Raw genomic sequence first — 21,945 nt, 5'->3', positions numbered from 1 at the left:
GGCGCGCCGCCACCCACAGTAAGGTCGACCGGGTGAGCGCCGCTGGCGGCTCCGCAGTCGCGTACCGAGAGGTGACCCAGTGACCACCCCAGGCAAGACCCGCGTGGCGATCGTCTTCGGCGGCCGTAGCCCCGAGCACGGCATCTCCTGCGTCAGCGCCGGCAGCGTGCTCGGCGCGCTGGACCCCGACGAGTTCGAGGTGGTGCCGGTCGGCATCACCCGCCAGGGGCAGTGGGTGTTGGCCAGCGGTGACCCGGCCCGGCTCGCCATCAGCGACCGCAAGCTGCCGGAGATCACCGCCGGCTCCGGCGCCGAGGTGGTGCTCCGCGCCGACCCGACCGCGGGCGGCCTGATGGTGCTCGACCCGACCGAGGGCCCCCGGGCGCTCGCCGACGTGGACGTGGTCTTCCCGGTGCTGCACGGCGCGTACGGCGAGGACGGCACCATCCAGGGCATGCTGGAGATGGCCGACATCCCGTACGTCGGGGCGAAGGTCTTCGCCTCCGCCGCCGCGATGGACAAGGAGTTCACCAAGAAGCTCTGCGCCGCCGAGGGCATCCCGGTCGGCCCGTACGCGGTGCTGCGCAACGGGATGACGCTCAGCGAGCAGGACAAGCAGCGGCTCGGCCTGCCGGTCTTCGTCAAGCCGTCCCGGGCCGGCTCGTCGTTCGGCATCACCAAGGTCGACGACTGGGCGCAGCTCGACGCGGCGGTGGCCACCGCCCGCGAGATCGACACGAAGGTGCTGGTCGAGGGCGCGATCGTCGGCCGGGAGATCGAGTGCGGTGTGCTGGAGGGCGAGGCCGGCGGCGCGCCCGAGGCGTCCGTGCTGGCCGAGGTGCGGGTGGTCTCCGGCCACGACTGGTACGACTTCGAGGCCAAGTACATCGACGACGCCTGCGAGTACGACATCCCCGCCGGGCTGCCGGACGAGGTGACCCGGCAGGTGCGCGAGTACGCCACCCGGGCCTTCACCGCGCTGGACTGCTCCGGCCTGGCCCGGGTCGACTTCTTCGTCACCCCGGAGCTGGACGTCTACCTCAACGAGATCAACACGATGCCGGGCTTCACCCCGACCTCGATGTTCCCCCGGATGTGGGCGGCCTCCGGCCTGGAGTACCCCAAGCTGGTCAACCGCCTCATCCGCACCGCCCTGCACCGCAACACCGGCCCCCGCTGACCCCCCGCACCTCCCTCAAGATTCCGCCACTTTCACGGAAAGAGTGGCCATCCGCGCCCGGATGGCCACTCTTTCTCCGAAAGTGCACCCGAGTCCGGTCGTGCGGCCCGGGGGCGCGGGGGAGGGGGAGGGGAGCGGGGGTCAGCCGGTGCAGCCGGCGGGGGTGTCGCCGGCGGAGGGGACCGAGGCGACGACGGCGTCGGCGAACGGGGCGATCCACTGCAACGGCTGCTCGTACGCGCGCGGGACGGTCACCCGGACCGCGGTCTCCCGGTCGACGGTGGTGAGCACGGTCGCGTCGGCCTCCTCGGCCGCGTACCAGCAGACCTTGTTGATCGTCCAGACGTCGCCGGTGGCCGGGACGGCCGGCTCGGCGCCGCCGCAGGCCACGGTGAGCGCCGGGTCGCCGTACGCGGCGTTCTGCTCGGCGCCGGCGGTCACCGGCCGCTGGGTCAGGTCCCGCACCGACGGCGGCAGCTGCGACATCAGCGCCCGGCAGACGGTGGCCGGCCGGGCGGCCAGCGCCGGGGCGGCCATCTCGACCGGGGCGGTGGACTGCGGGCGGGCGCTGGTGGCGGTGGGGCTGGGCGCGGCGGCCGGGGTGTCCGGCGCCAGCTTGGCGAAGGTGAACCCGGCCACGGCCACCGTCACCGGCACCGCGATCAGGGTGGCGACCAGCGCGGCGCGGCGGGTCGCCCGGTCCCAGCCCGGCTTGCGGGCGGCGGTCTGCGCGGCCGGCTTCTTCCCGGTCGGTCCGACCGGCTTCCTGGCGGTGGTCGAAGCGGTCTGCTCGGCCGGCTCGGCGCCGGCGGTCGGGGAGGAAATGATCTCGTCCACTTACAGGCGCACCACCGAACACGTGAGGGTGCGGGTGATGCCGGGCACCATCTGCACCTTGCTGACGATCAGTTTGCCGAGCTCGTCGACGGTGTTCGCCTCGGTCAGCACCACCACGTCGTACGGCCCGGTGACGGCGTCGACCCGTACCACGCCGGCAAGGTCCGCGATCAGCCCGGCCACGTCACGCGCCCGGCCGACCTCGGTCTGGATGAGGATGTACGCCTGTACCACGACTCGACCTCCGTCCGTCGCCGCCCGCGGGCGGCCCGAAGGGTGAAAGTACCTTACGGAGCAGGCGTGATCCCTATCGGTGGTCGAGAGGAAGCAGTGAGCGAGCGCGGCGAGGGAGTGGCATGAGTGTCGGAGGTCTCGGAGAGTTCCGCCTGATCGACCGGGTGACCGCGCGGCTGACGTACGGACCGGGCTGCCTGCTCGGTCCAGGCGACGACGGCGCGGTGGTGGCCGCCCCGGACGCGCGGGTGGTCGCGTCGACGGACGTGCTGGTCGAGGGGCGGCACTTCCGGCGGGACTGGTCCGGCGCGCGGGACGTCGGCCACCGGGCGGCGGCGGCCAACCTGGCCGACATCGCCGCCATGGGGGCCACGCCGACCGCGCTGCTGGTCGCCCTCTGCATGCCGACGGGCCTGGAGACGGCCTGGGCGGAGGAGTTGGCCGACGGGCTGGCCGCGGAGGCGGCCAGGGTGGGAGCGAGCGTGGTGGGCGGGGACATGTCCGCCAGCCCGACCCTGACCATCGCCGTCACCGCCCTCGGCGACCTCGGCGGCCGGGCGCCGGTGCTGCGCTCCGGGGCGCGGCCCGGGGACGTGGTGGCGGTGGCCGGGCGCAACGGCTGGGCGGCGGCCGGGCTGACCGTGCTCTCCCGCGGGTTCCGCACGCCCCGGCTGCTGGTCGAGGCGTACCGGCGGCCGGAGGTGCCGTACACCGCCGGCCCGCACGCGGCCCGGCTCGGCGCCACCGCCATGATTGACATCTCGGACGGGCTGCTGGCCGACCTGGGGCACGTGGCCAAGGCCAGCGGGGTCGGCCTCGACGTGCACCGGGACGCCTTCGAGGTGCCCCGGCAGATGCGCGACGCCGCGCAGGCGCTCGGCGTCGACCCGTACTCGTGGATCCTCGGCGGCGGGGACGACCACGCGTTGGCCGCGACCTTCCCCCGCTCGGTGGCACTGCCCGACGAGTGGCGGCCGGTGGGCCGGGTGATGGAGGGCGCCGGCGTCACCGTCGACGGTGAGAAGTACGACGGTCCGGGCGGCTGGGACCACTTCCGGTAAGGGGCGGTCGTACCCTTCACCCGTGAGTGAGATCGAGATTCGCGCGCTGGCCTTCGACTCGCCGGTGGCGCGGTCGCTGATCCGCGCGGCCCTCGCCGACCTGGGCCAGCGGTACGGCGGCAGCGGCGACGAGACGCCGGTCGACGCGGCCGAGTTCGTCCCACCGCAGGGCGCCTTCCTGGTCGCGTACCTCGACGGCGAACCGGTCGGCTGCGGCGGCTGGCGCAGCCACGGCGACGACACCGCCGAGCTGAAGCGGATGTACACCGCCCCGACCGCCCGGGGCCGCGGGGTGGCCCGCGCCGTGCTGGCCGCCGTCGAGGAGTCCGCCCGCTACCACGGGCGCAAGCGGATGATCCTGGAGTGCGGCGACAAGCAGCCCGAGGCGATCGCCATGTACACCTCGGCCGGGTACGAGCGGATCCCCAACTTCGGCTTCTACGCCGACGCGCCGGGCTGCCTCTCCTTCGGCCGTACCCTCTGACCTGCCCCGCGGGGTCGGTCTCAGCCGACGCTGATCTCCACCAGCCCCGCCGCGTGCCGGGCGGCCCGGGTCGCCTCGGCGGGGTCGTCGCCCCAGGCCAGCACCAGACCGCTGCGCCGGGCCGAGGAGACCACCTCGCCGAGGGTGTCGCCGACCGCGACGTCCACCTGCGCGCTGAGCACCCCGGGCGCCCGCAGCGCGGCGCGCACGCCGGTCACGGCGGTCACCGTGCCGGGCGGGGCGAGCAGGAACTCCACCGCCGCCGCGCCCGCCGGCCGGGCCGGCAGCGCGGGCCGTTCGCCGCGCAGCAGCCGCAGGTACGCGGGGATGAACCCACAGTCGTACGCGACCGAGACCAGCGCGGTGATCATGTCACCGGGCAGTCGGGCGGCGCACTCCACCAGGGTCGGCACCCCGTCGGCGACGATCCACTCGCTGTGCAGCACCCCGGTGCGGAACCCGGCCGCCGCCGCCAGCCGGCTGGCCACCTGGACCAGCTCGGCCCGGGCGGCCGGGGGCAGGGCGGACGGCACGGTGTGACCGGTCTCGACCGGTCGGGGGCCGGGCAGCACCCGCTTGTCGGTGACGTTGGCGAAGCACACCTCGCCGTCGGTGACCAGCAGCTCGACGCTGTGCTCCGGGCCGACGACCAACTGCTCGACCAGCACCTCGGTGGGCAGGCCCCGGTCGGTGGCCTCAGGCGGCTCCTCCGGCGTGGCGGTCGTCGCCCAGGCCGAGGCGATCGCCGCCGGTTCGGTGATCAGCTGCACGCCCAGGCTGCCGGAGCGCCGGGTCGGCTTCAGCACGCACCGGCCGCCGAAGCGCTCCGCGAAGGCCGCGGCCCGCTCGGGCGTGCCGACGAGCTCGTACGCCGGGTTGGGCAGCCCGGCCCCGGCGGCGACCTGCCGCATCCGGTGCTTGTCGGCGAAGATCTCGGCGGCCTCCGGGCCGGCGCCGGGCAGGCCGAGCCGATCGGCCAGGCGGGCGGCGGCAGGGACGGCGTACTCGATGCCGGGCACCACCAGCCGCGCGGCGGCCAGCCGCGGTTCCCGGGCCAGCAGCGCGTCGACGTCCACCCCGGTCTGGTACTCGGCGGGCACCACCCGCGAGACGACGGGCAGGTCGGCCGCGAGCGCCGCGACGCCCCGGCGGTGGATGACGTCGGGCTCCTCGACCAGCACGACGGCGCCGGGCGGTAGCCGCTCGTCGAGCCAGCGCAGCATGCCGAGCGCGGCCCCGATGAAGATCAGCTCGTCGCGGCCCAGGTCCAGGTCCACCGGTCGGTCCTCCGTACGGCGTCGGTGCGCCGAGGCCGGAGACCGGGCGGTCGGGTGGCGCAGGCAGACCGTAGCCGGGTGCCCGGGGCGGGTCGAGAGAGTCGTCGGGGACCAGTCACCGGTGCGGCGAACGGCCCCGGACACGACAGAACCGGCGGACCGTCACGGCCCGCCGGTGCTGGCGAATGTTCGAGCTGGAGGCGTTACCGCGTCAGGCGCGGGTGACCTTGCCGGCCTTGATGCACGAGGTGCAGACCTGCATCTTCTTGGTGTTACCGCCACCGGCCGGGGTACGCACCGACTGGATGTTCGGGTTCCAGCGGCGGTTGGTCCGCCGGTGCGAGTGGGACACGTTGTGGCCGAAGCCCGGTCCCTTGCCACAGACGTCGCACACGCTAGCCACGGGATACTCCTGGGATTGATACGTTCATGAGGTCGCCGGCAGGCGCTGCCCGGGCAACCTGGCCAGGTTACCCGATGACCGGGGTGTCGGACCAACCGCCCCGGAGGGACCGGCTGGGTGTGAGGCGGGCCACCGGCACGGCGGGCGCAAGAGACACGCCGGGGCGGACCGTCCGGCCCGGGGGGGTGTCGGTGCGCGACAGTAGGCTTCTGGCCGTGCTGGACACCCTCGACGCCGCCGCGGTGCGCCGCTGGTGCGCGAGTGGGCTCACCGCGCTGCGGCGGCACCAGGGTGAGATCGACGAGCTCAACGTCTACCCCGTCCCGGACGGCGACACCGGCACCAACATGGTGCTCACCCTCACCTCCGCCCAGCAGGCGCTGGCGATGGACCTCGACACCCTTCCCGGGGACGGGGCCACCGCGCACGGGCACGCGCTGCGGCTGATGGCGCGCGGGGCGCTGCTCGGCGCCCGGGGCAACTCCGGGGTGATCCTGTCGCAGATCCTGCGCGGCCTGGCCGACGCGCTCGGCTCCGTTCCGGCCGTGGCCGGCCGGGAGCTGGCCGTCGCGCTGCGCGCCGCCGCCGACGCGGCCTACGCGGCCGTCGCCCGCCCGGTGGAGGGGACACTGCTCACCGTGGTGGCGGCCGCAGCGACGGCCGCCGAGCAGGCCGACAGCGACGACCTGCGCACGGTGGCCCGGGCGGCGGCGGGCGAGGCCGCCCGCGCCCTGGCCCGCACCCCGGACCAGCTGCCCGAGCTGGCCCGGGCCGGCGTCGTCGACGCCGGCGGCCGGGGGCTCTGCCTGCTGCTCGACGCGCTGGTCGAGGTGGTCACCGGGGAGAGCCCACCCCGGCCGGCGCCGGTGACCCGGGCGGTCCGCCCGCCGCTCACCACCGTCCGCGAGGCCGGCTCCGACGAGTACGCGTACGAGGTGCAGTTCCTGCTCGACGCCGACCACGAGGCGGTGGCCCGGATGCGCGCCGAGCTGGCCGGGCTGGGCGACTCGCTGGTGGTGGTCGGCGACGGCGCCTCACCGGCGGCCTCCACCACCTGGAACGTGCACGTGCACGTCAACGACGTGGGCGCCGCGGTCGAGGCGGGCGTGGTCGCCGGCCGGCCGTACCGGATCTCGGTGACCCGCTTCGCCGACCAGACCGCGCCGGCGCCCCGGCCCGGCCCGTCCGCCGACGGCCGGGCGGCCGTGGTGGTCGCCGCCGGCGCGGGCATCGCGGAGCTCTTCGCCGGCGAGGGCGCCACCGTCGTGCCGGCCAACCCGTCCACCGGCGAGCTGCTGGACGCGATCCGCGCCACCGACGCGGCCCGCGTGGTGGTGCTCCCCAACGACCCGAACACCCAGGCCGTGGCGAGTGCCGCCGCGAAGGAGGCGCACCGGCTGGGCATCAAGGTCAGCGTGGTGCCGACCCGCTCCCCGGTGCAGGCGCTGGCCGCGCTCGCGGTGCGCGATCCCCGGCGGCGCTTCGAGGACGACGTGATCGCGATGGCCGAGGCCGCCGGCGCCTGCCGGTACGCCGAGGTCTGCCACGCCAGCCGGGAGGCGCTCACCGTGGCCGGCCCCTGCCGCCCCGGCGACGTGCTGGCGCTGGTGGAGGGGGAGGTGCACCTGATCGGCGCCGACCTGGTCGACACCTGCGCCGCGGTGGTCGACCGGATGCTGGGCGGCGGTGGTGAGCTGGTCACCCTGCTCACCGGCGCGGACGCCCCGGACGGTCTCGCCGACGCGGTGCGCGCGCACGTCGGCCGGCGCTGGCCGTTCGTCGAGGTGCAGGCTTACCCGGGCGGCCAGCCGCACTATCCGCTCCTGGTGGGGGTCGAATGACGTCCGAGCCGTCCACGGTGGACACGCCGCTGAAGAAGCTGGTCGGGGAGAAGACGGCCAAGGCCCTGGCCAGCCACCTCGACCTGCACACCGCCGGCGACCTGGCCTACCACTTCCCCCGCCGGTACGACGAGCGTGGCGAGCACACCGACATCCGGTCCCTCGACGTGGGCGAGCAGGTCACCGTGCTGGCCCAGGTGCAGCGCACGGCGGTGCGGCCGATGCGCCAGCGCCGGGGCAACCTGCTGGAGGTGACCGTCGGCGACGGCTCCGGCGGCGTGCTCACCCTGACCTTCTTCGGCAACCAGGCGTGGCGGGAGCGGGAGCTGCGCCCCGGGCGCTGGGGGCTCTTCGCCGGCAAGGTCACCGAGTTCCGGGGCAAGCGGCAGCTCAACGGCCCGGAATACCAGCTCCTCGGGGATTCCACCGACGGCGAGGCGGCGGCGAGCGAGGAGATCGAGGAGTTCGCCGGCGCGCTGATCCCGGTCTACCCGGCCGCCGCAGCCGTACCGACCTGGGTGATCGCCCGCTGCGTCCGGGTGGTGCTGGACACCTTCACCCCGCCGGAGGACCCGCTGCCGGCGACCGTGCGGGCCGGGCGCAACCTGGTCGGCATCGGCACCGCCCTGCGGGAGATCCACCGCCCCTCCAGCAAGGAGGAGCTGTACCGGGCACGCCGCCGGCTGAAGTGGGACGAGGCGTTCGCCGTCCAGCTCACCCTGGTGCAACGCAAGCACCGGGCGGCGTCCTGGCCGGCCCGGCCCCGCCCGCCGAAGCCCGGCGGGCTGCTCGACGCGTTCGACGCCCGGCTGCCGTACGAGCTGACCTCCGGGCAGCGCGACGTCGGCGTCGAGATCGCCGCCGACCTGGCCACCCCGCACCCGATGCACCGGCTGTTGCAGGGCGAGGTGGGTTCGGGCAAGACGGTGGTGGCGCTGCGGGCCATGCTCCAGGTGGTCGACGCCGGGGGGCAGGCGGCGCTGCTCGCCCCGACCGAGGTGCTCGCCGCGCAGCATCACCGGGGCATGCTCGACCTGCTCGGGCCGCTGGCGATGGCCGGGGAGCTGGGCGGGGCCGACGACGCCACCCGGGTGGAGCTGGTCACCGGTTCGCTCGGGGCGGCGGCCCGGCGGCGGGCGCTGACCGAGGTGGCCGAGGGCCGGGCCGGCATCGTGCTCGGCACCCACGCCCTGCTCTACGAGGGAGTGGACTTCGCCGACCTCGGCCTGGTGGTCGTCGACGAGCAGCACCGGTTCGGCGTCGAGCAGCGCGACGCGCTGCGGTCCAAGGCCGACCAGCCGCCGCACGTGCTGGTGATGACCGCGACCCCGATCCCGCGCACGGTGGCGATGACGGTCTACGGCGATCTGGAGACCTCCACCCTGTCCCAGCTGCCGCGGGGCCGCTCGCCGATCGCCTCGCACGTGGTGCCGGCGGCGGAGAAGCCGGCCTTCCTGGACCGGGCCTGGCGCCGGCTGCGCGAGGAGGTCGCCGCCGGCCACCAGGCGTACGTGGTGTGCCCGCGGATCGGTGAGGGGCCGGCGAGCGAGGAGGAGCCGCCCCGGGAGGACGACAACGGGCGGCGGCCGCCCGTGGCCGTGACCGAGGTCGCGCCGCTGCTCGCCGAGGGGCCGCTGCACGGGCTGCGGATCGGCGTCCTGCACGGCAAGCTGCCCGCCGACGAGAAGGACGCGGTGATGCGCTCCTTCGCCGACGGCAAACTGGACGTGCTCGTCGCCACCACCGTGGTCGAGGTCGGCGTCAACGTGCCCAACGCCACCGTGATGATCGTGCTGGACGCCGACCGGTTCGGCGTCTCCCAGCTGCACCAGCTACGCGGCCGGGTGGGTCGGGGCACCGCCCCCGGGCTCTGCCTGCTGGTGACCGAGGCGGCCGAGGGGTCCTCGGCCCGGGAACGCCTCGACGCGGTGGCTTCCACCACGGACGGTTTCAAGCTGGCCGAACTTGACCTGGAACAGCGCCGGGAGGGCGACGTGCTCGGCGCCACCCAGTCGGGTCGCCGCTCGCATTTGCGGCTGCTGTCACTGCTGCGCGACACCGACCTGATCCGCGACGCCCGCGCCGAGGCGATCACCCTGGTCGAGGAGGACCCGGAGCTGGACCGGCACCCGGCGCTGGCCGCGTCGGTCGCCGCGCTGGTGGACGAGGAACGCGCCGAGTATCTGGAAAAGGGCTGACCGACCGGGCGTCGCGCGTCCCGCACGCTGCGTTCCGCGCTGCTGGGTTCCGCGCTGCTGGGTCCCGCGCGACTGCCTCCGGCGCGGCTGGGTCCCGCGCGGCTGGGTCCCGCGCGGCTGGGTCCCGCGCGGCTGGGTCCCGCGCGGCTGCGCGCCGCCCTGGCGGCGTGTGCGCCCGGGCGTTGCCGAATCGCCGGTCTGTGGGTTCGTCCCGCCGTGCGAGGCCACGTCACCCGTGCGGGTCCTTTCGAGCTGATGACGTAGACGATTCACGGCGGCCTGCCTCGCCCCCGCCCCGCGCGCCTCTTGGCGGCCAGCTTCGACCACCCTCTGCCGTGCCGCGGGGTTAGTGGTGGACCAGCGGGGTGAGCCGCGCCCCGTGCCATCCCACGCCGGCCGCAGGCGTCGCCCCCGACTTACCCGCGCTTAATCGTTTACGTCATCAGCTCGAAAGGACGTGCAGGGGGTGAGGTAGCCCCATACTTGCCTGCGCTGAATCGTTCACGTCATCAGCTCGAAAGGACGCGTAGGGGTGAGGTAGCCCGGCACTTGCCCGCGCTGAATCGTTCACGTCATCAGCTCGAAAGGACGCGTAGGGGTGAGGTAGCCCCGCACGTGTGCGGCAGGCCGCGCGGACCGGCGCCGCCCGCGCCGCCCGCGCTGCCCGCGCCGTGCGCGCTGCCCGCGCTGTCCGCGCCGGCCGGCGTGGGCGTCGGTCGAGCTGAGCCCCGGCCGGACGCTGTCGGGGATCAACGGGGCGGGCGGGAACGGCGCGAGGGCGCGCCGACCGGTCGGTCGACGCGCCCTCGGCTTCAGGCAGGTGGTGCTCAGGCGGTGAAGCGCACCCGGCGGCGGCGGGCCACCACGAACAGGATCGCGCCCGCGGCCAGCAGCACGACGGCGCCGGCGGCGATGCCACCGGTGGCGGCGCCGGTGACCGGCAGGCCGCCACCCTCACCCTCGTCGCACTTCTTCGGCTGGGTGTACTCGATGGTCTCGGAGCCCTCGACCACGTCGTAGGAGACGGTGACCTTCAGGCCCTGGTACGCGTCGAAGCTGACCGAGCTGGTCTTGCCCGGGGTCGACTCGAGCTTCTTGGTGACGCCCTTCTCGGTGGTGAACGTGGCGGTGAAGGGGATGCCCTTCGCCGGGTTCTCCACGATGAAGGTCATCTCGTCGCAGGTCTCCTCGAGCCGGAACACCGGCTCCTCCGGCTCGCTCGGCGTGGTGGCCGTGCTCGACGGGGTCGCGGTCGGGCTGGTGCTCGACGGCGACGGGGTGACCTCGGGGGACTTGGTCGGCTCCGGAGACTTGGTCGGCTCCGGCGTCGTCGGCGCGCTCGGCGACGGCGACTCGGTTGTGGCGCAGTCGCCGGCCGGCTGCGCGGAGACGGTGCGCTCCTCGGTGATGATCCGGTCGCCCCGCTCCCACCGGGCCTCGACGGTCAGCTTGAGCTCCGGCAGCGCCCCGGTGAAGGTGTGGGCCTGGGTGCCGGTCAGCGGGCCGTCACCCTTCTTGGGCAGCACCGCGTTCAGCGCCAGCGCGCCGGTGAAGCCACCCGGCACGGTCGACTCGAGCTTGGTGATGGTGCCCTCGATGTCGGTCTCGCTGTTGCCGACGGTCCAGCTGACGATGATCTTGCCGTCCGGCGCGGCGCAGTAGGTGCCCGAGGGCTCGGGGTGGTGGGCCATTGCGGGGCCGGCGACCGTGGCGACGCCGGCGAGGCCGATCAGCGTGCCGGCGGCGATCGCCGCGACGCGCCGGAACTTCAGGCGGTTCACGTGTACTCCTGACGGGGGGAGGTGCGCGGGGTGTGCGGCCGGGAGGCGAAAGCCGAGCCGACGGAGCGGTCGTGGCTCAGCGGCCTCTTCGAGCCGTGGCGCGTCCGCGCGAGCGCGTGCGCGCCGGGTGACCATACCGACGGGTAGCGGGCCGCCCCGTGGCCGAAGGTCGTTGTTGCCGTTTCGAGATCATCGATCCACTGAGCGTCACCGGACGGTTGCGTGACTCCAACGTGGACGGCGCGTCCGCGAAGGGCGCGCCGACCGGTCGGTCGGCGCGCCCTCAGGTGACCACAGTGGATCAGGCGGTGAAGCGGATCCGTCGGCGTCGGGCCACGACGAAGAGCGCCGCACCGGCCGCCAGCAGGGCGAGCGCGCCCGCGGCAATGCCGCCGGCCGCCGCGCCGGTCACCGGCAGGCCCTCACCGGGCGTGCCGCCGCCCGCGCCGCCCTCGGCGCAGTCCTTCGGCTGCTCCCAGGCCAGCGGCCCGCCGGAGTCCAGGTCGCCGGTGACCGTGACGGTGAGGCCCTTGCTGGCCGGGAAGCTGACGGAGCCGGTACGGCCCGGCTCGACGGTCAGCGTCCTGGCCTCGCCCTTGCTCGAGGTGAAGGTCGAGGTGACGGTCGCGCCGTCCTCCGGGTTGCTGATCCGGAAGGTCATCGCGTCGCAGGTCGACTCGTAGTCGGCGTCCGGCGCGCCCACCTCGGGCTGCTGGCAGTCCTCGGGCTTCTGCCAGCCGCCGGTGAAGTCCTTCATGCCCGCGGCCGTCACGGTGATCTCCTGCGCCTGCCCGGGGTTGAGCTTCCGGGTCTCGATCTTGCGCATGGGTACGGTGACGGTCTCGGTGAAGCCGCCGCTGCCGGTGATGGTGAAGGTCGCCGCAGCGTTGCCGGTCCGGTTGACCAGGGTCAGCTCGACGCTGCCCTCGCAGTCGGACCCGGCGATCACCTCGGGGGCTGCCGAGCAGCTGCCCGAGCCGCCGTTGTACCAGCCCTTCGGGCCGGTGGACCGGGCGCCGATGCCGGCGGAGCTGCCGACCTTGCGGTCGCCGTACCGGTCGCTGGTGTCGGTCAGCGGGTCGATCACGGTGCTGCCGAAGAGGAAGTCGACCTGGGTGTAGCAGTTCGGCACCTCGACCCGGAAGTCCAGGGTGGCCAGACCCAGCTCGCCGTCGGCCACGCCGACGAACTTCTTGATCGACTTGTCGAGCACGTACTGCGGCACGGCGAACCTGGCCGACGGCGTCACGTACGACACCAGGGCCAGCTCCTGCTGCTCGCCCGCACAGAGCGGGCCGTTGGTGAGGGTGATCGAGGCCTCGCCCTTCGGGCCGTCGAAGGTGTGCGTGTACTTCGCGTCGACGGCCTTGACGCAGTTCGGCGCCGGCTGCGTCGGCGTGCTCGGCGAGGCCGTCACGGTCGGGGAGGCCGACGGCGAGGGTGACGTGTTGGTGGCGCTCGCCGGCGCCGTGAAGGCGAAGGCCGTGGCGAGGCCGGCCAGCGCGGCGGCGGCCACGGCGAGCGGTCGCCGGAGCGACGGCTGGGGACGGATCACGCGTACTCCCGGGGTGAAGATGCGTCAGGGTGCGGCGTGGGGTGGCGGTGGCTGTGGTCCCGGTCGCATTGCGGCACGTCCCGTGACGGCGCGCTCCCCGGCGCCGCGCGGCCGGCGGAGCGTCGCCGGCACCCGGCCGACCCTAAACGGATCGTCGTCGGCGTTACAGCGCTCAGGATCGGCTAAGGATCATGTTATGAATCTGAGATCATTGATATACCAGCAGTGATCATGGAGGCACCCGTCCGGGACGCACCGTGTCGGACGGCCCCGCCCGGCCGTCGCGTAGCGTCATCGCCATGAGCAGGGGGAGACCGTGACCCGGATCGTCGCCGGCACGCTCGGCGGCCGGCGGATCGCCGCGCCGCCCGGCGCCGGCACCCGACCCACCTCCGACCGGGTTCGCGAGGCGTTGTTCAGCGCGGTGCAGACCGAGATCGACCTGGTCGGCGCCCGCTTCGCCGACCTGTACGCCGGCTCCGGCGCGGTCGGGCTGGAGGCGCTCTCCCGGGGCGCCGAGCACGTGCTGCTGGTCGAGTCCGACTCGCGCGCCGCGCGCGTGATCAGGGAGAACGTGGCCGCGCTCCGGGCCGCCCCGGCCGCTCGGCTGGTCACCGGCAAGGTGGCCGGCGTGCTCGCGGCCGGTCCGGGCGGCGAGCCCTACGACGTGGTCTTCGCCGACCCGCCGTACGCGGTGCCCGACGCCGACCTCACCGCCATGCTGGCCGCCCTGGTGGAACACGACTGGCTGGCCCCCGGAGCCCTGGTGGTGGTGGAGCGCTCCAGCCGCACCGGCCCGGTCGAGTGGGTGGAGGGCGTCACCGCGGAGCGCAGTCGCCGTTACGGCGAGACGACCCTTTGGTACGGTCGCCGATCATGAGACGTGCGGTGTGTCCCGGCTCGTTCGACCCGGTCACCAACGGACACCTCGACATCATCGGACGGGCCAGCCGGCTCTTCGACGAGGTGATCGTCGGCGTGCTGGTGAACCAGGCGAAGAGTGGCCTGTTCACCGTCGAGGAGCGGATCGACATGCTCCGCGAGGTGACCTCCTCGTACGAGAACGTCCGGGTCGAGTCCTTCCGTGGTCTGCTGGTCGACTTCTGCCGGGCGCAGGAGGCCAGCGTGTTGATCAAGGGCCTGCGGGCGGTCAGCGACTTCGACTACGAGTTGCAGATGGCGCAGATGAACATCGGCCTGGCCGGGGTCGAGACGCTGTTCATGCCGACCAACCCGCTCTACTCCTTCCTCTCCTCCAGTCTGGTCAAGGACGTGGCGAAGTGGGGTGGCGACATCTCCGCGCACGTGCCGGACCTGGTGCGCCACGAGCTGGTCGCCCGGCTCGGCCCGGAGCACCGGGGCTGACACCTCGCCACGCACCGCCGCCCGCCGGAACCGGCGGGCGGTGCGTCGCGACGCGCCGCGCCGGGGTGGATCGGGCGGGGCTCGCCCGCGCAGGACATCATGTGTGGAGCGGGAACCCGGCCGTAACCCGCATCATGTAGGTCGGCCGACGAACGACAGGAGTGAGGTACCGGTGGACCCGCTCGATCGCATCGACGAACTGATCGCCATGGTGGAGCAGGCCCGCTCCGTCCCGATGTCGCGGAACAACTGCATGGTCGACCGGGGCGAGATGATCGCGGCCCTGGACGAGCTGCGCGTCGAACTCCCCGCCGACCTGCGCCGGGCCGCCGCTCTCCTCGAGGAGCGGGACAAGATCATGGAGGCCGGCAAGCGGGAGGCCGACCGGATCATCAGCGAGGGTGAGGCGGAACACGCCCGCCTGGTGTCGGTGAACGAGATCACTGTCTCGGCGGAGCACGAGGGGGCCCGGATCATCGCGGAGGCCCGGGCCGAGGCGCAGCGGCTGCGCGACGAGGTCGACGACTACGTCGACACGGCACTGGCCAACTTCGAGCAGTTCCTGACCCGGGCGCTGGCCTCGATAGAGCGCGGCCGGGACAAGATGCACGCGCTGCGCGAGATCGGCACCTTCGGTGGGGACGAGGCCGAACGCCCGCTACCCTTCTGAGCGGCACCTCACCAGCCGACAGTCTCAGGTGGGCGCGCCCCCGGTTCGACGCTGGGGTGGTCGCCCAGGTAACCTTTTTTGTCGGCCTCTCACCGGCCGGAGTCTGACTATGCCCAAACACTCGCCATCGACACTCAATCCCAGGTCGCCGCTGGTCCTCGACACGAGGGACCTGCCGCGTCGGCCTGGTGCGTTGCGTACGGTCAAGCGGGTCGCCCCGGCACCGGCGGACCTCGGCGTGGAGTTGATCGGCGTGCCGGAGGGCGCGGACCTCGACCTCGACCTGAGGTTGGAGTCGGTGTCCGAGGGCGTGCTCGTCTCCGGGACCATCAGCGGTCCCGTCCGGGGCGAGTGCGGCCGGTGCCTGCGCGAGATCAACGACTCGGTGGTCGTGAACATCCAGGAGCTGTACGCGTACGAGAACAGCACCACGGACGACACGACCGACGAGGACGAGGTGGGCCGGATGCAGGGCGATCTGATCGACCTGGAGCCGGCGCTGCGGGACGCGGTGGTGCTGACGCTGCCGACCAACCCGCTCTGCCGGGAGGACTGCCCAGGACTGTGCCCCGAGTGCGGGGTGCACTGGGACGATCTGCCGGTCGACCACAGCCACCAGCAGATCGACCCGCGTTGGGCGGGCCTGTCGCAACTGAACCGTACAGAGGAGTAGGAACCGTGGCCGTCCCGAAGCGCAAGATGTCGCGCAGCAACACCCGGTCCCGCCGGGCGAACTGGAAGGCGGCCGTGGTCGCGACCGTGGCCTGCCCGCAGTGCAAGTCGGCCAAGCTGCCGCACGCCGCGTGCTCCGTCTGCGGCACGTACAACGGCCGCCAGGTCCTCGAGGTCTGAGACCTGGACGCCGAGTGACGCCCCCGACCACGGGTCGGGTGGCGCGCGCACCCTGGCGATCGCCCGGTGCCCCGGCTCCTTCCGACGCCGGCCGGCCTGCTCCGGCCGGCGTTCCGATGGAGCCGGGCACCGCGCGGATCGCCGTTGACCTCCTCGGCGGGGACGATGCCCCCGCCGTCGTGGTTGACGGCGCTCTGCGAGCCGTACGCGCCGATCCGAACCTGCACCTGCTGCTCGTCGGCCCGACCGAGGTCGCGGCCGCGGTGACCGATGCCCTCACCCCGGCGCAGCGCGCCCGGACGACGGTCCGCCCGGTGCGGGCCGCCGCCGGCCCGGCGCACCACGCGCCGCGCGCCGACAGCACCGTCCGCGCGGCCGTCGCCGCCATCCGCGACGGTGCCGCCGACGCGCTGGTCTCCGCCGGTTCGACCGGCGCCACCGTCTCCGCCGCCGCGCTCGGCTTCGGCCGCTGGGCCGACGTCCGCCAGCCGGCCCTGGTGGCCACCCTGCCGGCCGTCGCCGGCCCGGTGGTCCTGCTCGACGTCGGCGGCTCCCTGGAACCCCGCCCGCTCACCCTCGCCCGGCACGCCGTGCTCGGCGCCGCCTACGCCGCGGTCGCGCACGCCGTCGACCGGCCCAGGGTGGGCCTGCTCTCGGTCGGCACCGAGGCCGGCAAGGGCGACCGTCCCCGCAAGGCCGCCGACGCCCTGCTCACCGCCGCGTCGCTGCCCTGCGGGGCGCGCTACGTCGGCCTGGTCGAGGGGTACGACGTCGCGCTCGGCGCGCGCGCCGACGTGGTGGTCACCGACGGGTTCACCGGTAACGTGCTGCTCAAGGCGATCGAGGGCGCGTACGCGATGGCCGGCGGCCCGCCCGCCGGCGGCGGTGCCCCCCGCGCCGCGGCCCTGCTCGGGGTGACCGGGACGGTGGTGGTGTGCCACGGCGCCGCCGGAGCCGAGGACGTGGCCTCCGGCATCGCCCTCGCCGCCCACCTGTGGCGGCGGGGCGCCAGCGAGCGGGTCCGCGCGCTGCTCGACGGCGCCGCCGTCGGATCGCCGGCCGTGAACCGCACCGACGAGGTACGCCCGTGAGCGCGAGAACGGGGTTCGCGCCCCCGGCAGTCCCGAACGAAGAGGTAGGCACATGACGAACGACAAGCGGCGGCGTGCTCCCGTCGGTCACCTCGAGGCGGCGTTCGGTGTGACGCTCGAGCCCGAACTGCTGGAGCGCGCGCTCACCCACCGCTCGTACGCGTACGAGAACGGCGGTCTACCCACCAACGAGCGGCTGGAGTTCCTCGGCGACTCGGTGCTCGGGGTGGTGATCACCACCGCGCTCTTCCGCAACCACCCGGACCTGCCCGAGGGCCAGCTCGCCAAGCTGCGGGCCAGCGTGGTGAACATGCGCGCGCTGGCCGACGTGGCGCGCGGGCTGGGGCCGGACGGGCTGGGCGCGTACCTGCTGCTGGGCAAGGGCGAGGAGAGCACCGGCGGCCGGGACAAGGCGAGCATCCTCGCCGACACCCTGGAGGCGCTGCTCGGCGCGATCTACCTCCAGTACGGCCTGGAGACCGCCGCGATCGTCATCCACCGGCTCTTCGACCCGCTGATGGCGGAGTCGGCCGGCCGGGGCGCCGCGCTGGACTGGAAGACCAGCCTCCAGGAGCTCACCGCCGCGTTGGGGCTGGGCGTTCCGGAGTACCGCATCGAGGGCACCGGACCGGACCACCTCAAGACCTTCACGGCCTGGGTGGTGGTGGCCGGCAACCGCTACGGCGGGGCCGAGGGGCGCAGCAAGAAGGAGGCCGAGCAGCGGGCGGCCGAGGCGGCCTGGCGGGAGCTGACCGAGCAGGCCGAGAAGGAGCAGGCCGAGCAGGCCGAGAAGGAGCAGGCCGAGCGGGCGGCGGCGGAGGCCGGAGCGGCCACCGACCCGGCCGAGGCGGGGCTGGGCCGTGCCTGAGCTGCCCGAGGTCGAGACGGTCCGGCAGGGTCTGGCCCAGTGGGTCACCGGCCGCCGGATCACCTCGGTCGAGGTACGCCACCCGCGCGCCGTCCGGCGGCACGTCCCCGGCGCGGCCCACTTCGCCGACGTGCTGGCCGGTCGGACGGTCACCGACGTGCGCCGGCGCGGCAAGTACCTCTGGCTCCCGCTGGACAGCGGCGACGCCCTGATCGGCCACCTCGGGATGTCCGGCCAACTGCTGCTCCAGCCGATCGCGGCGGCCGACGAGCTGCACCTGCGGGTCCGGTTCCGGTTCGCCGACGACGGTCCGGAGCTGCGCTTCGTCGACCAGCGCACCTTCGGTGGCCTCGCGGTCAGCGAGGGCGGCGCCGAGCTGCCCGCGGAGATCGCGCACATCGCGCGGGACCCGATGGACGAGGAGTTCTCCGACGCCGGGTTCGTCGCGGCGCTGCGGCGACGGCGTACCGAGGTGAAGCGGGCGCTGCTGGACCAGACGTTGATCTCCGGGGTGGGCAACATCTACGCCGACGAGGCGCTCTGGCGGGCCAGGCTGCACGGCGCCCGCCCGACCGACGCGCTCACCGCGCCGGCCGCCACCCGGCTGCTCGGCCACGTGCGCGACGTCCTCGCGGAGGCGATCAAGCAGGGCGGCACCAGCTTCGACGAGCTCTACGTCAACGTCAACGGCGAGAGCGGCTACTTCGACCGGTCGCTCAACGCGTACGGGCGGGAGGGCGAGCCCTGCCGGCGGTGCGGTACGCCGATCCGGCGCGAGTCGTTCATGAACCGGTCGTCGTTCAGCTGCCCGCGGTGCCAGCCGCGGCCCCGGGGCGCCCTGAAGGGGTGACCCCGAGCCGGCTCGGGGTTGCGCCGGTGTGCCGTCCCCCGGCGTCCCGCAGATCCGCCCGGTTTGCCCGGCCGTCCGCTCCGATCACCCGCACGGCCGACGTTCGGCGCGTCCGGGACGAGCCGGGGCCGATCCCCGATGTCCGCGCCCGCCGTTGTCCCTAGCGTCGACACGGTCGGCAGCGGGCCGACGCGTGGAGGGGGGCCCGGGAGATGGGCAGGAGACCGGTGACCGTGCGGGTGGCGCGGTGGAGCGCCGAGCACCCGTGGCGCGCGATCGCGCTCTGGGTGGTGTTCGTGGCGGTGTGCTTCGTCGGGGGCAACGCCGCCGGCATGAAGGAGGCGACGGGCGCCGACCAGGCGGTGGGGGAGTCGGGCCGCGCCGAGGCGATCGTCACCGAGGGGAACTTCGCCGACCCGGCGGTCGAGAACATCCTGATCACCTCCCGGGCCGGGGCGCTGGACCAGGCCGCGGCGAAGCGCGCCGCGGCCGACGCCACCGACCGGCTCCGGCAGGTCACCGGGGTCGCCTCGGTGGGCACGCCGGTGCCGTCCCACGACGGCGACGCCCTGCTGCTGCCGATCACCATGTCCGGCGAGCGCGAGGACGCGTCCGACCGGGTGCAGCCGCTGCGCGACGCCACCGCCGAGGTCCAGGCGGCGCACCCGCAGCTGCGCGTCGAGGAGGTCGGCGGGCCGTCGATCAACCAGGCGCTGGACGAGACCCTGGGCAAGGACTTCAAGCGGGCCGAGCTGCTCAGCCTGCCGGTCACCCTGGCCATCCTGATCGTCGCGTTCGGCGCGCTGATCGCCGCCGGCGTGCCGGTGCTGCTGGCGCTCTCCTCGGTGGCCGCCGCGATGGGGCTGTCCACCCTCGCCTCGCACCTGGTGCCGGCCACCGACACCACGGCCAGCGTGATCCTGCTGATCGGCATGGCTGTCGGCGTCGACTACTCGCTGTTCTACGTGCGCCGGGAACGGGAGGAACGGGCCAAGGGGCGCTCCGGGCTCGACGCGGTGGAGATCGCGGCGGAGACGTCCGGGCACGCGGTGGTGGTCTCCGGCTTCGCCGTGGTCATCTCGATGGCCGGGCTGCTGCTCGCCAACGACGCGGTCTTCTCCTCCCTCGCAGTCGGCTCGATCCTGGTGGTCGCGGTCGCGGTGACCGGCTCGCTGACCGTGCTGCCGGCGCTGCTGGCCAAGCTCGGCCGCTGGGTCGACCGGCCCCGGGTGCCGCTGCTCTGGCGGCTCACCGCCCCGCGTACCGGGCCGGGCGGTCGACCGGCGGCGCCGCGCTTCTGGCCGGCCGTGCTGCGCCCCGCGCTGCGGGCGCCGCTGGCCACCCTGGTCGTCTCGGTCGGGCTGCTGCTCGCCCTGGCCGCGCCCGCGCTCGGCATGAAGCTGAACTTCCCCGGCATGGAGGACCTGCCGCGCACGACGCCGGCGATGCAGGCGTACGACCGGCTCACCGCCGCCTTCCCGAGCACCGGCACCAGCCACCAGGTGGCCGTACGGGCACCCGCCGAGCAGGCCGACCGGGTGCGCGCCGCGCTGACCGAGCTGGCCGGACGGGCCGGCGCCGACCCGCTGTTCGCCCCGGTCGAGGCGGACGGCCCGAAGATCGAGGTGTCGGCCGATCGGCGGGTGTCGGTGCTGGAACTGGCCACCCCGTACGCCGGCCGGTCCGACGAGGCGGCGCGCTCGCTGGACGAGCTCCGCGACGACCTGCTGCCGGCGGCGCTGAAGGGCATCCCCGGCGTCGAGTACGCGGTCGGCGGTGAGGTCGCCGGCAATCAGGACTACGCCGGGCACATCGAGGAGAAGCTGCCGATCGTGATGGCCTTCGTGCTGGCGCTGACCTTCGCGGTGATGGTGCTGACGTTCCGCTCGGTGGTCGTCGCGCTCACCTCGATCGTGCTCAACCTGCTCTCCGCCGGCGCCGCGTACGGCCTGCTGGTGCTGGTCTTCCAGGGCACCTGGGCGGAGGGGCTGCTCGGATTCACCTCGATGGGGGCGATCGTCTCCTGGCTGCCGCTCTTCCTCTTCGTGGTGCTCTTCGGGCTCTCCATGGACTACCACGTCTTCGTGGTCAGCCGGATCCGCGAGGGGGTCCGGGCCGGCATGTCGAACCGCGACGCGGTGGCGTACGGGATCACCTCGTCGGCGGGCGTGGTGACCAGCGCGGCCATCGTCATGGTCGGGGTGTTCGGGATCTTCGCCTCGCTCAGCACGATCGACATGAAGCAGCTCGGCGTCGGGCTGGCCGCCGCGATCCTGCTGGACGCCACGATCATCCGGGCGGTGGTGCTGCCGTCGCTGATGACGCTGCTCGGCGACGCCAACTGGTGGGCCCCGCGCTTCCTGCGGCAGAAGCCGGCGGCCCCGCCGGCCGACCCGCCCGCCCCGACCCCGGAGCTGGTCGGCGCCCGCTGAATCCCCGCCGAGGGGCCCCTGCCGCAGCAGGGGCCCCTCGCGGCGTCAGGGGAGCTGGCAGGGGTCCCGCCAGGCGTCCAGCGACCGGTTCTTGCGGATGGAGGCGAAGCCGTACCCGAGGGTGGTCACGCAGAACGTCGCGGTGTGCCCGGTGTACTCGACGTGGAAGACCGGCTTGTCCGCGTCGGCGAACGGCAGCAGCTTGGCGCAGACCTTCAGCCGGACGCACTCCTCGACGACCGCGAAGTCGAAGTCGGGCGCGAGCGCGGCCACCTGGCCGACGTCGTTCATCAGGCCGGGGGAGAGGTCGAGGGAGCGGGCCAGCACCGCCAGCCGCCGGTTGAACGTCAGTTGTTCGTCGTAGCCGAGCGGGAAGCCGGAGCGGTGGGCGTACCCGTCGGCGTCGGCCAGCGCCACCGCGCCGAAGCCCTTGCCCCGGCAGAGCCGGAACCGGTCGGCCAGCACCGGCTCCAGCACGTCCCACCGGCGTACGTCGAGCCAGCGGCGCTGCGCCCGGCCGGTGGGGGTGCCCCGCACCGCCGTCGGGAAGCGGGTGGCGTCCGGGTCGGTGCCGGCGTACGAGCCGACGTGCACCTGGCAGACCAGCCGGCGGTCCCGCCCGCGCAGCGCGGAGGTCTCGGCGGCGGTGGTCCGTACCGGGTCGAGCAGGAAGACGTCCGCTGCGACGTCGGTGTCGACCGGCCCCTCGAGCTGCCACTGCCACTGCCACCGGTGCGCGTACGCGGTCGGCCACGGCGTCGGCGCGCCCGGCGGGACCAGCGGGGTGTGGCAGGCGGGGGTCAGCAGGGTGAGCGCGACGGCGGCCGGCAGGGCCCCGCGGACGCCGCGCCGGGTCGGGGGTCGCCGGCGCGCGGCGGTCGGCAGCGGCCTGCTCCGCCGCGCGGACGCTGGCAGCCGGATCCGCATCGGCAGCTCCCGGGTCGTCGGGCGGCGCCACACCGCCCC

21 protein-coding genes are annotated in these 21,945 nt (G+C 74.3%); 14 read left to right on the top strand and 7 right to left on the bottom strand.

The annotated features are described in order from the left end of the window. Positions 1 to 79 precede the first annotated feature (79 nt). On the top strand, positions 80 to 1,180 hold the full coding sequence (locus GA0074696_RS26165; RefSeq protein ID WP_088963538.1) for a D-alanine--D-alanine ligase family protein: 1,101 nt from the start codon (positions 80 to 82) through the stop codon (positions 1,178 to 1,180). Between the two features lie 141 nt (positions 1,181 to 1,321). Here the strand turns inward: GA0074696_RS26165 and GA0074696_RS26160 are convergent, their stop codons facing one another. Together GA0074696_RS26160 and GA0074696_RS26155 are read right to left on the bottom strand one after the other, a co-directional pair. Beyond that, positions 1,322 to 2,017: a DUF3515 family protein gene (locus GA0074696_RS26160; protein ID WP_407940515.1), complete on the bottom strand. Its 696-nt coding sequence runs from the start codon at positions 2,015 to 2,017 to the stop codon at positions 1,322 to 1,324. Beyond that, entirely contained in the window at positions 2,018 to 2,251 is a 234-nt protein-coding gene (locus tag GA0074696_RS26155) for an Lrp/AsnC ligand binding domain-containing protein (protein WP_013284547.1), read from the bottom strand. A 122-nt stretch (positions 2,252 to 2,373) separates the two neighbouring features. On the opposite strand from GA0074696_RS26155, the gene GA0074696_RS26150 reads away from it, so the two are divergent. Together GA0074696_RS26150 and GA0074696_RS26145 are read left to right on the top strand one after the other, a co-directional pair. Beyond that, on the top strand, positions 2,374 to 3,312 hold the full coding sequence (locus GA0074696_RS26150) for a thiamine-phosphate kinase (RefSeq protein ID WP_088963537.1): 939 nt from the start codon (positions 2,374 to 2,376) through the stop codon (positions 3,310 to 3,312). Between the two features lie 22 nt (positions 3,313 to 3,334). Then, a complete protein-coding gene (locus tag GA0074696_RS26145; protein ID WP_088963536.1) occupies positions 3,335 to 3,796 on the top strand; it encodes a GNAT family N-acetyltransferase in 462 nt (153 codons plus the stop codon). A 20-nt stretch (positions 3,797 to 3,816) separates the two neighbouring features. On the opposite strand, the gene GA0074696_RS26140 is transcribed toward GA0074696_RS26145, so the two are convergent. Further along, positions 3,817 to 5,073, bottom strand: coding sequence for an ATP-grasp domain-containing protein (locus tag GA0074696_RS26140; RefSeq protein ID WP_088963535.1), 1,257 nt, complete (start codon positions 5,071 to 5,073; stop codon positions 3,817 to 3,819). A 211-nt stretch (positions 5,074 to 5,284) separates the two neighbouring features. After that, positions 5,285 to 5,476 carry a 50S ribosomal protein L28 gene (gene rpmB, locus GA0074696_RS26135; RefSeq protein ID WP_088963534.1) on the bottom strand — a complete coding sequence of 64 codons (192 nt, stop codon included), beginning with the start codon at positions 5,474 to 5,476 and terminating at the stop codon, positions 5,285 to 5,287. A gap of 215 nt (positions 5,477 to 5,691) precedes the next feature. Between rpmB and GA0074696_RS26130 the strand changes: the two genes are divergently transcribed. Next, positions 5,692 to 7,317: a DAK2 domain-containing protein gene (locus GA0074696_RS26130; RefSeq protein ID WP_088963533.1), complete on the top strand. Its 1,626-nt coding sequence runs from the start codon at positions 5,692 to 5,694 to the stop codon at positions 7,315 to 7,317. After that, positions 7,314 to 9,515, top strand: coding sequence for an ATP-dependent DNA helicase RecG (gene recG, locus GA0074696_RS26125; protein WP_088963532.1), 2,202 nt, complete (start codon positions 7,314 to 7,316; stop codon positions 9,513 to 9,515). The genes GA0074696_RS26130 and recG overlap by 4 nt, the downstream gene beginning before the upstream one ends. An 827-nt stretch (positions 9,516 to 10,342) precedes the next feature. Here recG and GA0074696_RS26120 read toward each other — a convergent pair. Then, a complete protein-coding gene (locus GA0074696_RS26120; protein ID WP_088963531.1) occupies positions 10,343 to 11,296 on the bottom strand; it encodes a cell wall anchor protein in 954 nt (317 codons plus the stop codon). A gap of 301 nt (positions 11,297 to 11,597) precedes the next feature. Further along, positions 11,598 to 12,851, bottom strand: coding sequence for a cell wall anchor protein (locus tag GA0074696_RS26115; RefSeq protein ID WP_088963530.1), 1,254 nt, complete (start codon positions 12,849 to 12,851; stop codon positions 11,598 to 11,600). Positions 12,852 to 13,167: 316 nt separating this feature from the next. Here GA0074696_RS26115 and rsmD point away from each other — a divergent pair, with 316 nt between their 5' ends. The 9 genes from rsmD to GA0074696_RS26070 all read left to right on the top strand — a co-directional run bounded on the left by rsmD (position 13,168) and on the right by GA0074696_RS26070 (position 20,979). Then, on the top strand, positions 13,168 to 13,731 hold the full coding sequence (gene rsmD / locus GA0074696_RS26110; protein ID WP_088963529.1) for a 16S rRNA (guanine(966)-N(2))-methyltransferase RsmD: 564 nt from the start codon (positions 13,168 to 13,170) through the stop codon (positions 13,729 to 13,731). Beyond that, on the top strand, positions 13,728 to 14,216 hold the full coding sequence (coaD, locus tag GA0074696_RS26105; RefSeq protein WP_088963528.1) for a pantetheine-phosphate adenylyltransferase: 489 nt from the start codon (positions 13,728 to 13,730) through the stop codon (positions 14,214 to 14,216). Before rsmD ends, coaD begins: the two co-directional genes overlap by 4 nt. Positions 14,217 to 14,388: 172 nt before the next feature. Beyond that, on the top strand, positions 14,389 to 14,886 hold the full coding sequence (locus tag GA0074696_RS26100) for an SPFH domain-containing protein (RefSeq protein WP_088963527.1): 498 nt from the start codon (positions 14,389 to 14,391) through the stop codon (positions 14,884 to 14,886). Positions 14,887 to 14,995: 109 nt separating this feature from the next. Next, complete coding sequence (locus tag GA0074696_RS26095; protein WP_088963526.1) at positions 14,996 to 15,559, top strand: YceD family protein; 564 nt, start codon at positions 14,996 to 14,998, stop codon at positions 15,557 to 15,559. A 5-nt stretch (positions 15,560 to 15,564) separates the two neighbouring features. Continuing rightward, positions 15,565 to 15,738, top strand: a complete 174-nt coding sequence (gene rpmF, locus GA0074696_RS26090; RefSeq protein ID WP_088963525.1) for a 50S ribosomal protein L32 — start codon at positions 15,565 to 15,567, stop codon at positions 15,736 to 15,738. A gap of 116 nt (positions 15,739 to 15,854) precedes the next feature. Continuing rightward, the gene (locus GA0074696_RS26085; protein WP_088963524.1) at positions 15,855 to 16,829 is read left to right on the top strand and encodes a phosphate acyltransferase PlsX; all 975 of its coding nucleotides are present in this window, start codon (positions 15,855 to 15,857) and stop codon (positions 16,827 to 16,829) included. 52 nt (positions 16,830 to 16,881) lie between these two features. Further along, the gene (gene rnc / locus GA0074696_RS26080; RefSeq protein WP_088963523.1) at positions 16,882 to 17,697 is read left to right on the top strand and encodes a ribonuclease III; all 816 of its coding nucleotides are present in this window, start codon (positions 16,882 to 16,884) and stop codon (positions 17,695 to 17,697) included. Continuing rightward, complete coding sequence (gene mutM / locus GA0074696_RS26075) at positions 17,690 to 18,547, top strand: bifunctional DNA-formamidopyrimidine glycosylase/DNA-(apurinic or apyrimidinic site) lyase (protein WP_088963522.1); 858 nt, start codon at positions 17,690 to 17,692, stop codon at positions 18,545 to 18,547. Before rnc ends, mutM begins: the two co-directional genes overlap by 8 nt. Before the next feature lie 212 nt (positions 18,548 to 18,759). Next, entirely contained in the window at positions 18,760 to 20,979 is a 2,220-nt protein-coding gene (locus GA0074696_RS26070; RefSeq protein WP_088963521.1) for an MMPL family transporter, read from the top strand. A 45-nt stretch (positions 20,980 to 21,024) separates the two neighbouring features. Here GA0074696_RS26070 and GA0074696_RS26065 read toward each other — a convergent pair whose 3' ends face one another. After that, positions 21,025 to 21,906, bottom strand: a complete 882-nt coding sequence (locus GA0074696_RS26065) for an endo alpha-1,4 polygalactosaminidase (protein ID WP_088964821.1) — start codon at positions 21,904 to 21,906, stop codon at positions 21,025 to 21,027. Between the last annotated feature and the right edge of the window lie 39 nt (positions 21,907 to 21,945).

This window comes from Micromonospora purpureochromogenes (assembly GCF_900091515.1).
Lineage (GTDB): Bacteria > Actinomycetota > Actinomycetes > Mycobacteriales > Micromonosporaceae > Micromonospora > Micromonospora purpureochromogenes.
The sequence above is the reverse complement of the archived record's forward strand: the minus strand, read 5'-3'. Positions and strand labels throughout refer to the sequence as shown.

Coding starts and splice junctions, on each gene's coding strand:
- GA0074696_RS26150 (WP_088963537.1), top strand. CDS start 2,374: ATGAGTGTCGGAGGTCTCGGAGAGTTCCGCCTGATCGACCGGGTGACC.
- recG (WP_088963532.1), top strand. CDS start 7,314: ATGACGTCCGAGCCGTCCACGGTGGACACGCCGCTGAAGAAGCTGGTC.
- coaD (WP_088963528.1), top strand. CDS start 13,728: ATGAGACGTGCGGTGTGTCCCGGCTCGTTCGACCCGGTCACCAACGGA.
- GA0074696_RS26095 (WP_088963526.1), top strand. CDS start 14,996: ATGCCCAAACACTCGCCATCGACACTCAATCCCAGGTCGCCGCTGGTC.
- GA0074696_RS26085 (WP_088963524.1), top strand. CDS start 15,855: ATGGAGCCGGGCACCGCGCGGATCGCCGTTGACCTCCTCGGCGGGGAC.
- rnc (WP_088963523.1), top strand. CDS start 16,882: ATGACGAACGACAAGCGGCGGCGTGCTCCCGTCGGTCACCTCGAGGCG.
- GA0074696_RS26070 (WP_088963521.1), top strand. CDS start 18,760: ATGGGCAGGAGACCGGTGACCGTGCGGGTGGCGCGGTGGAGCGCCGAG.
- GA0074696_RS26065 (WP_088964821.1), bottom strand. CDS start 21,906: ATGCGGATCCGGCTGCCAGCGTCCGCGCGGCGGAGCAGGCCGCTGCCG.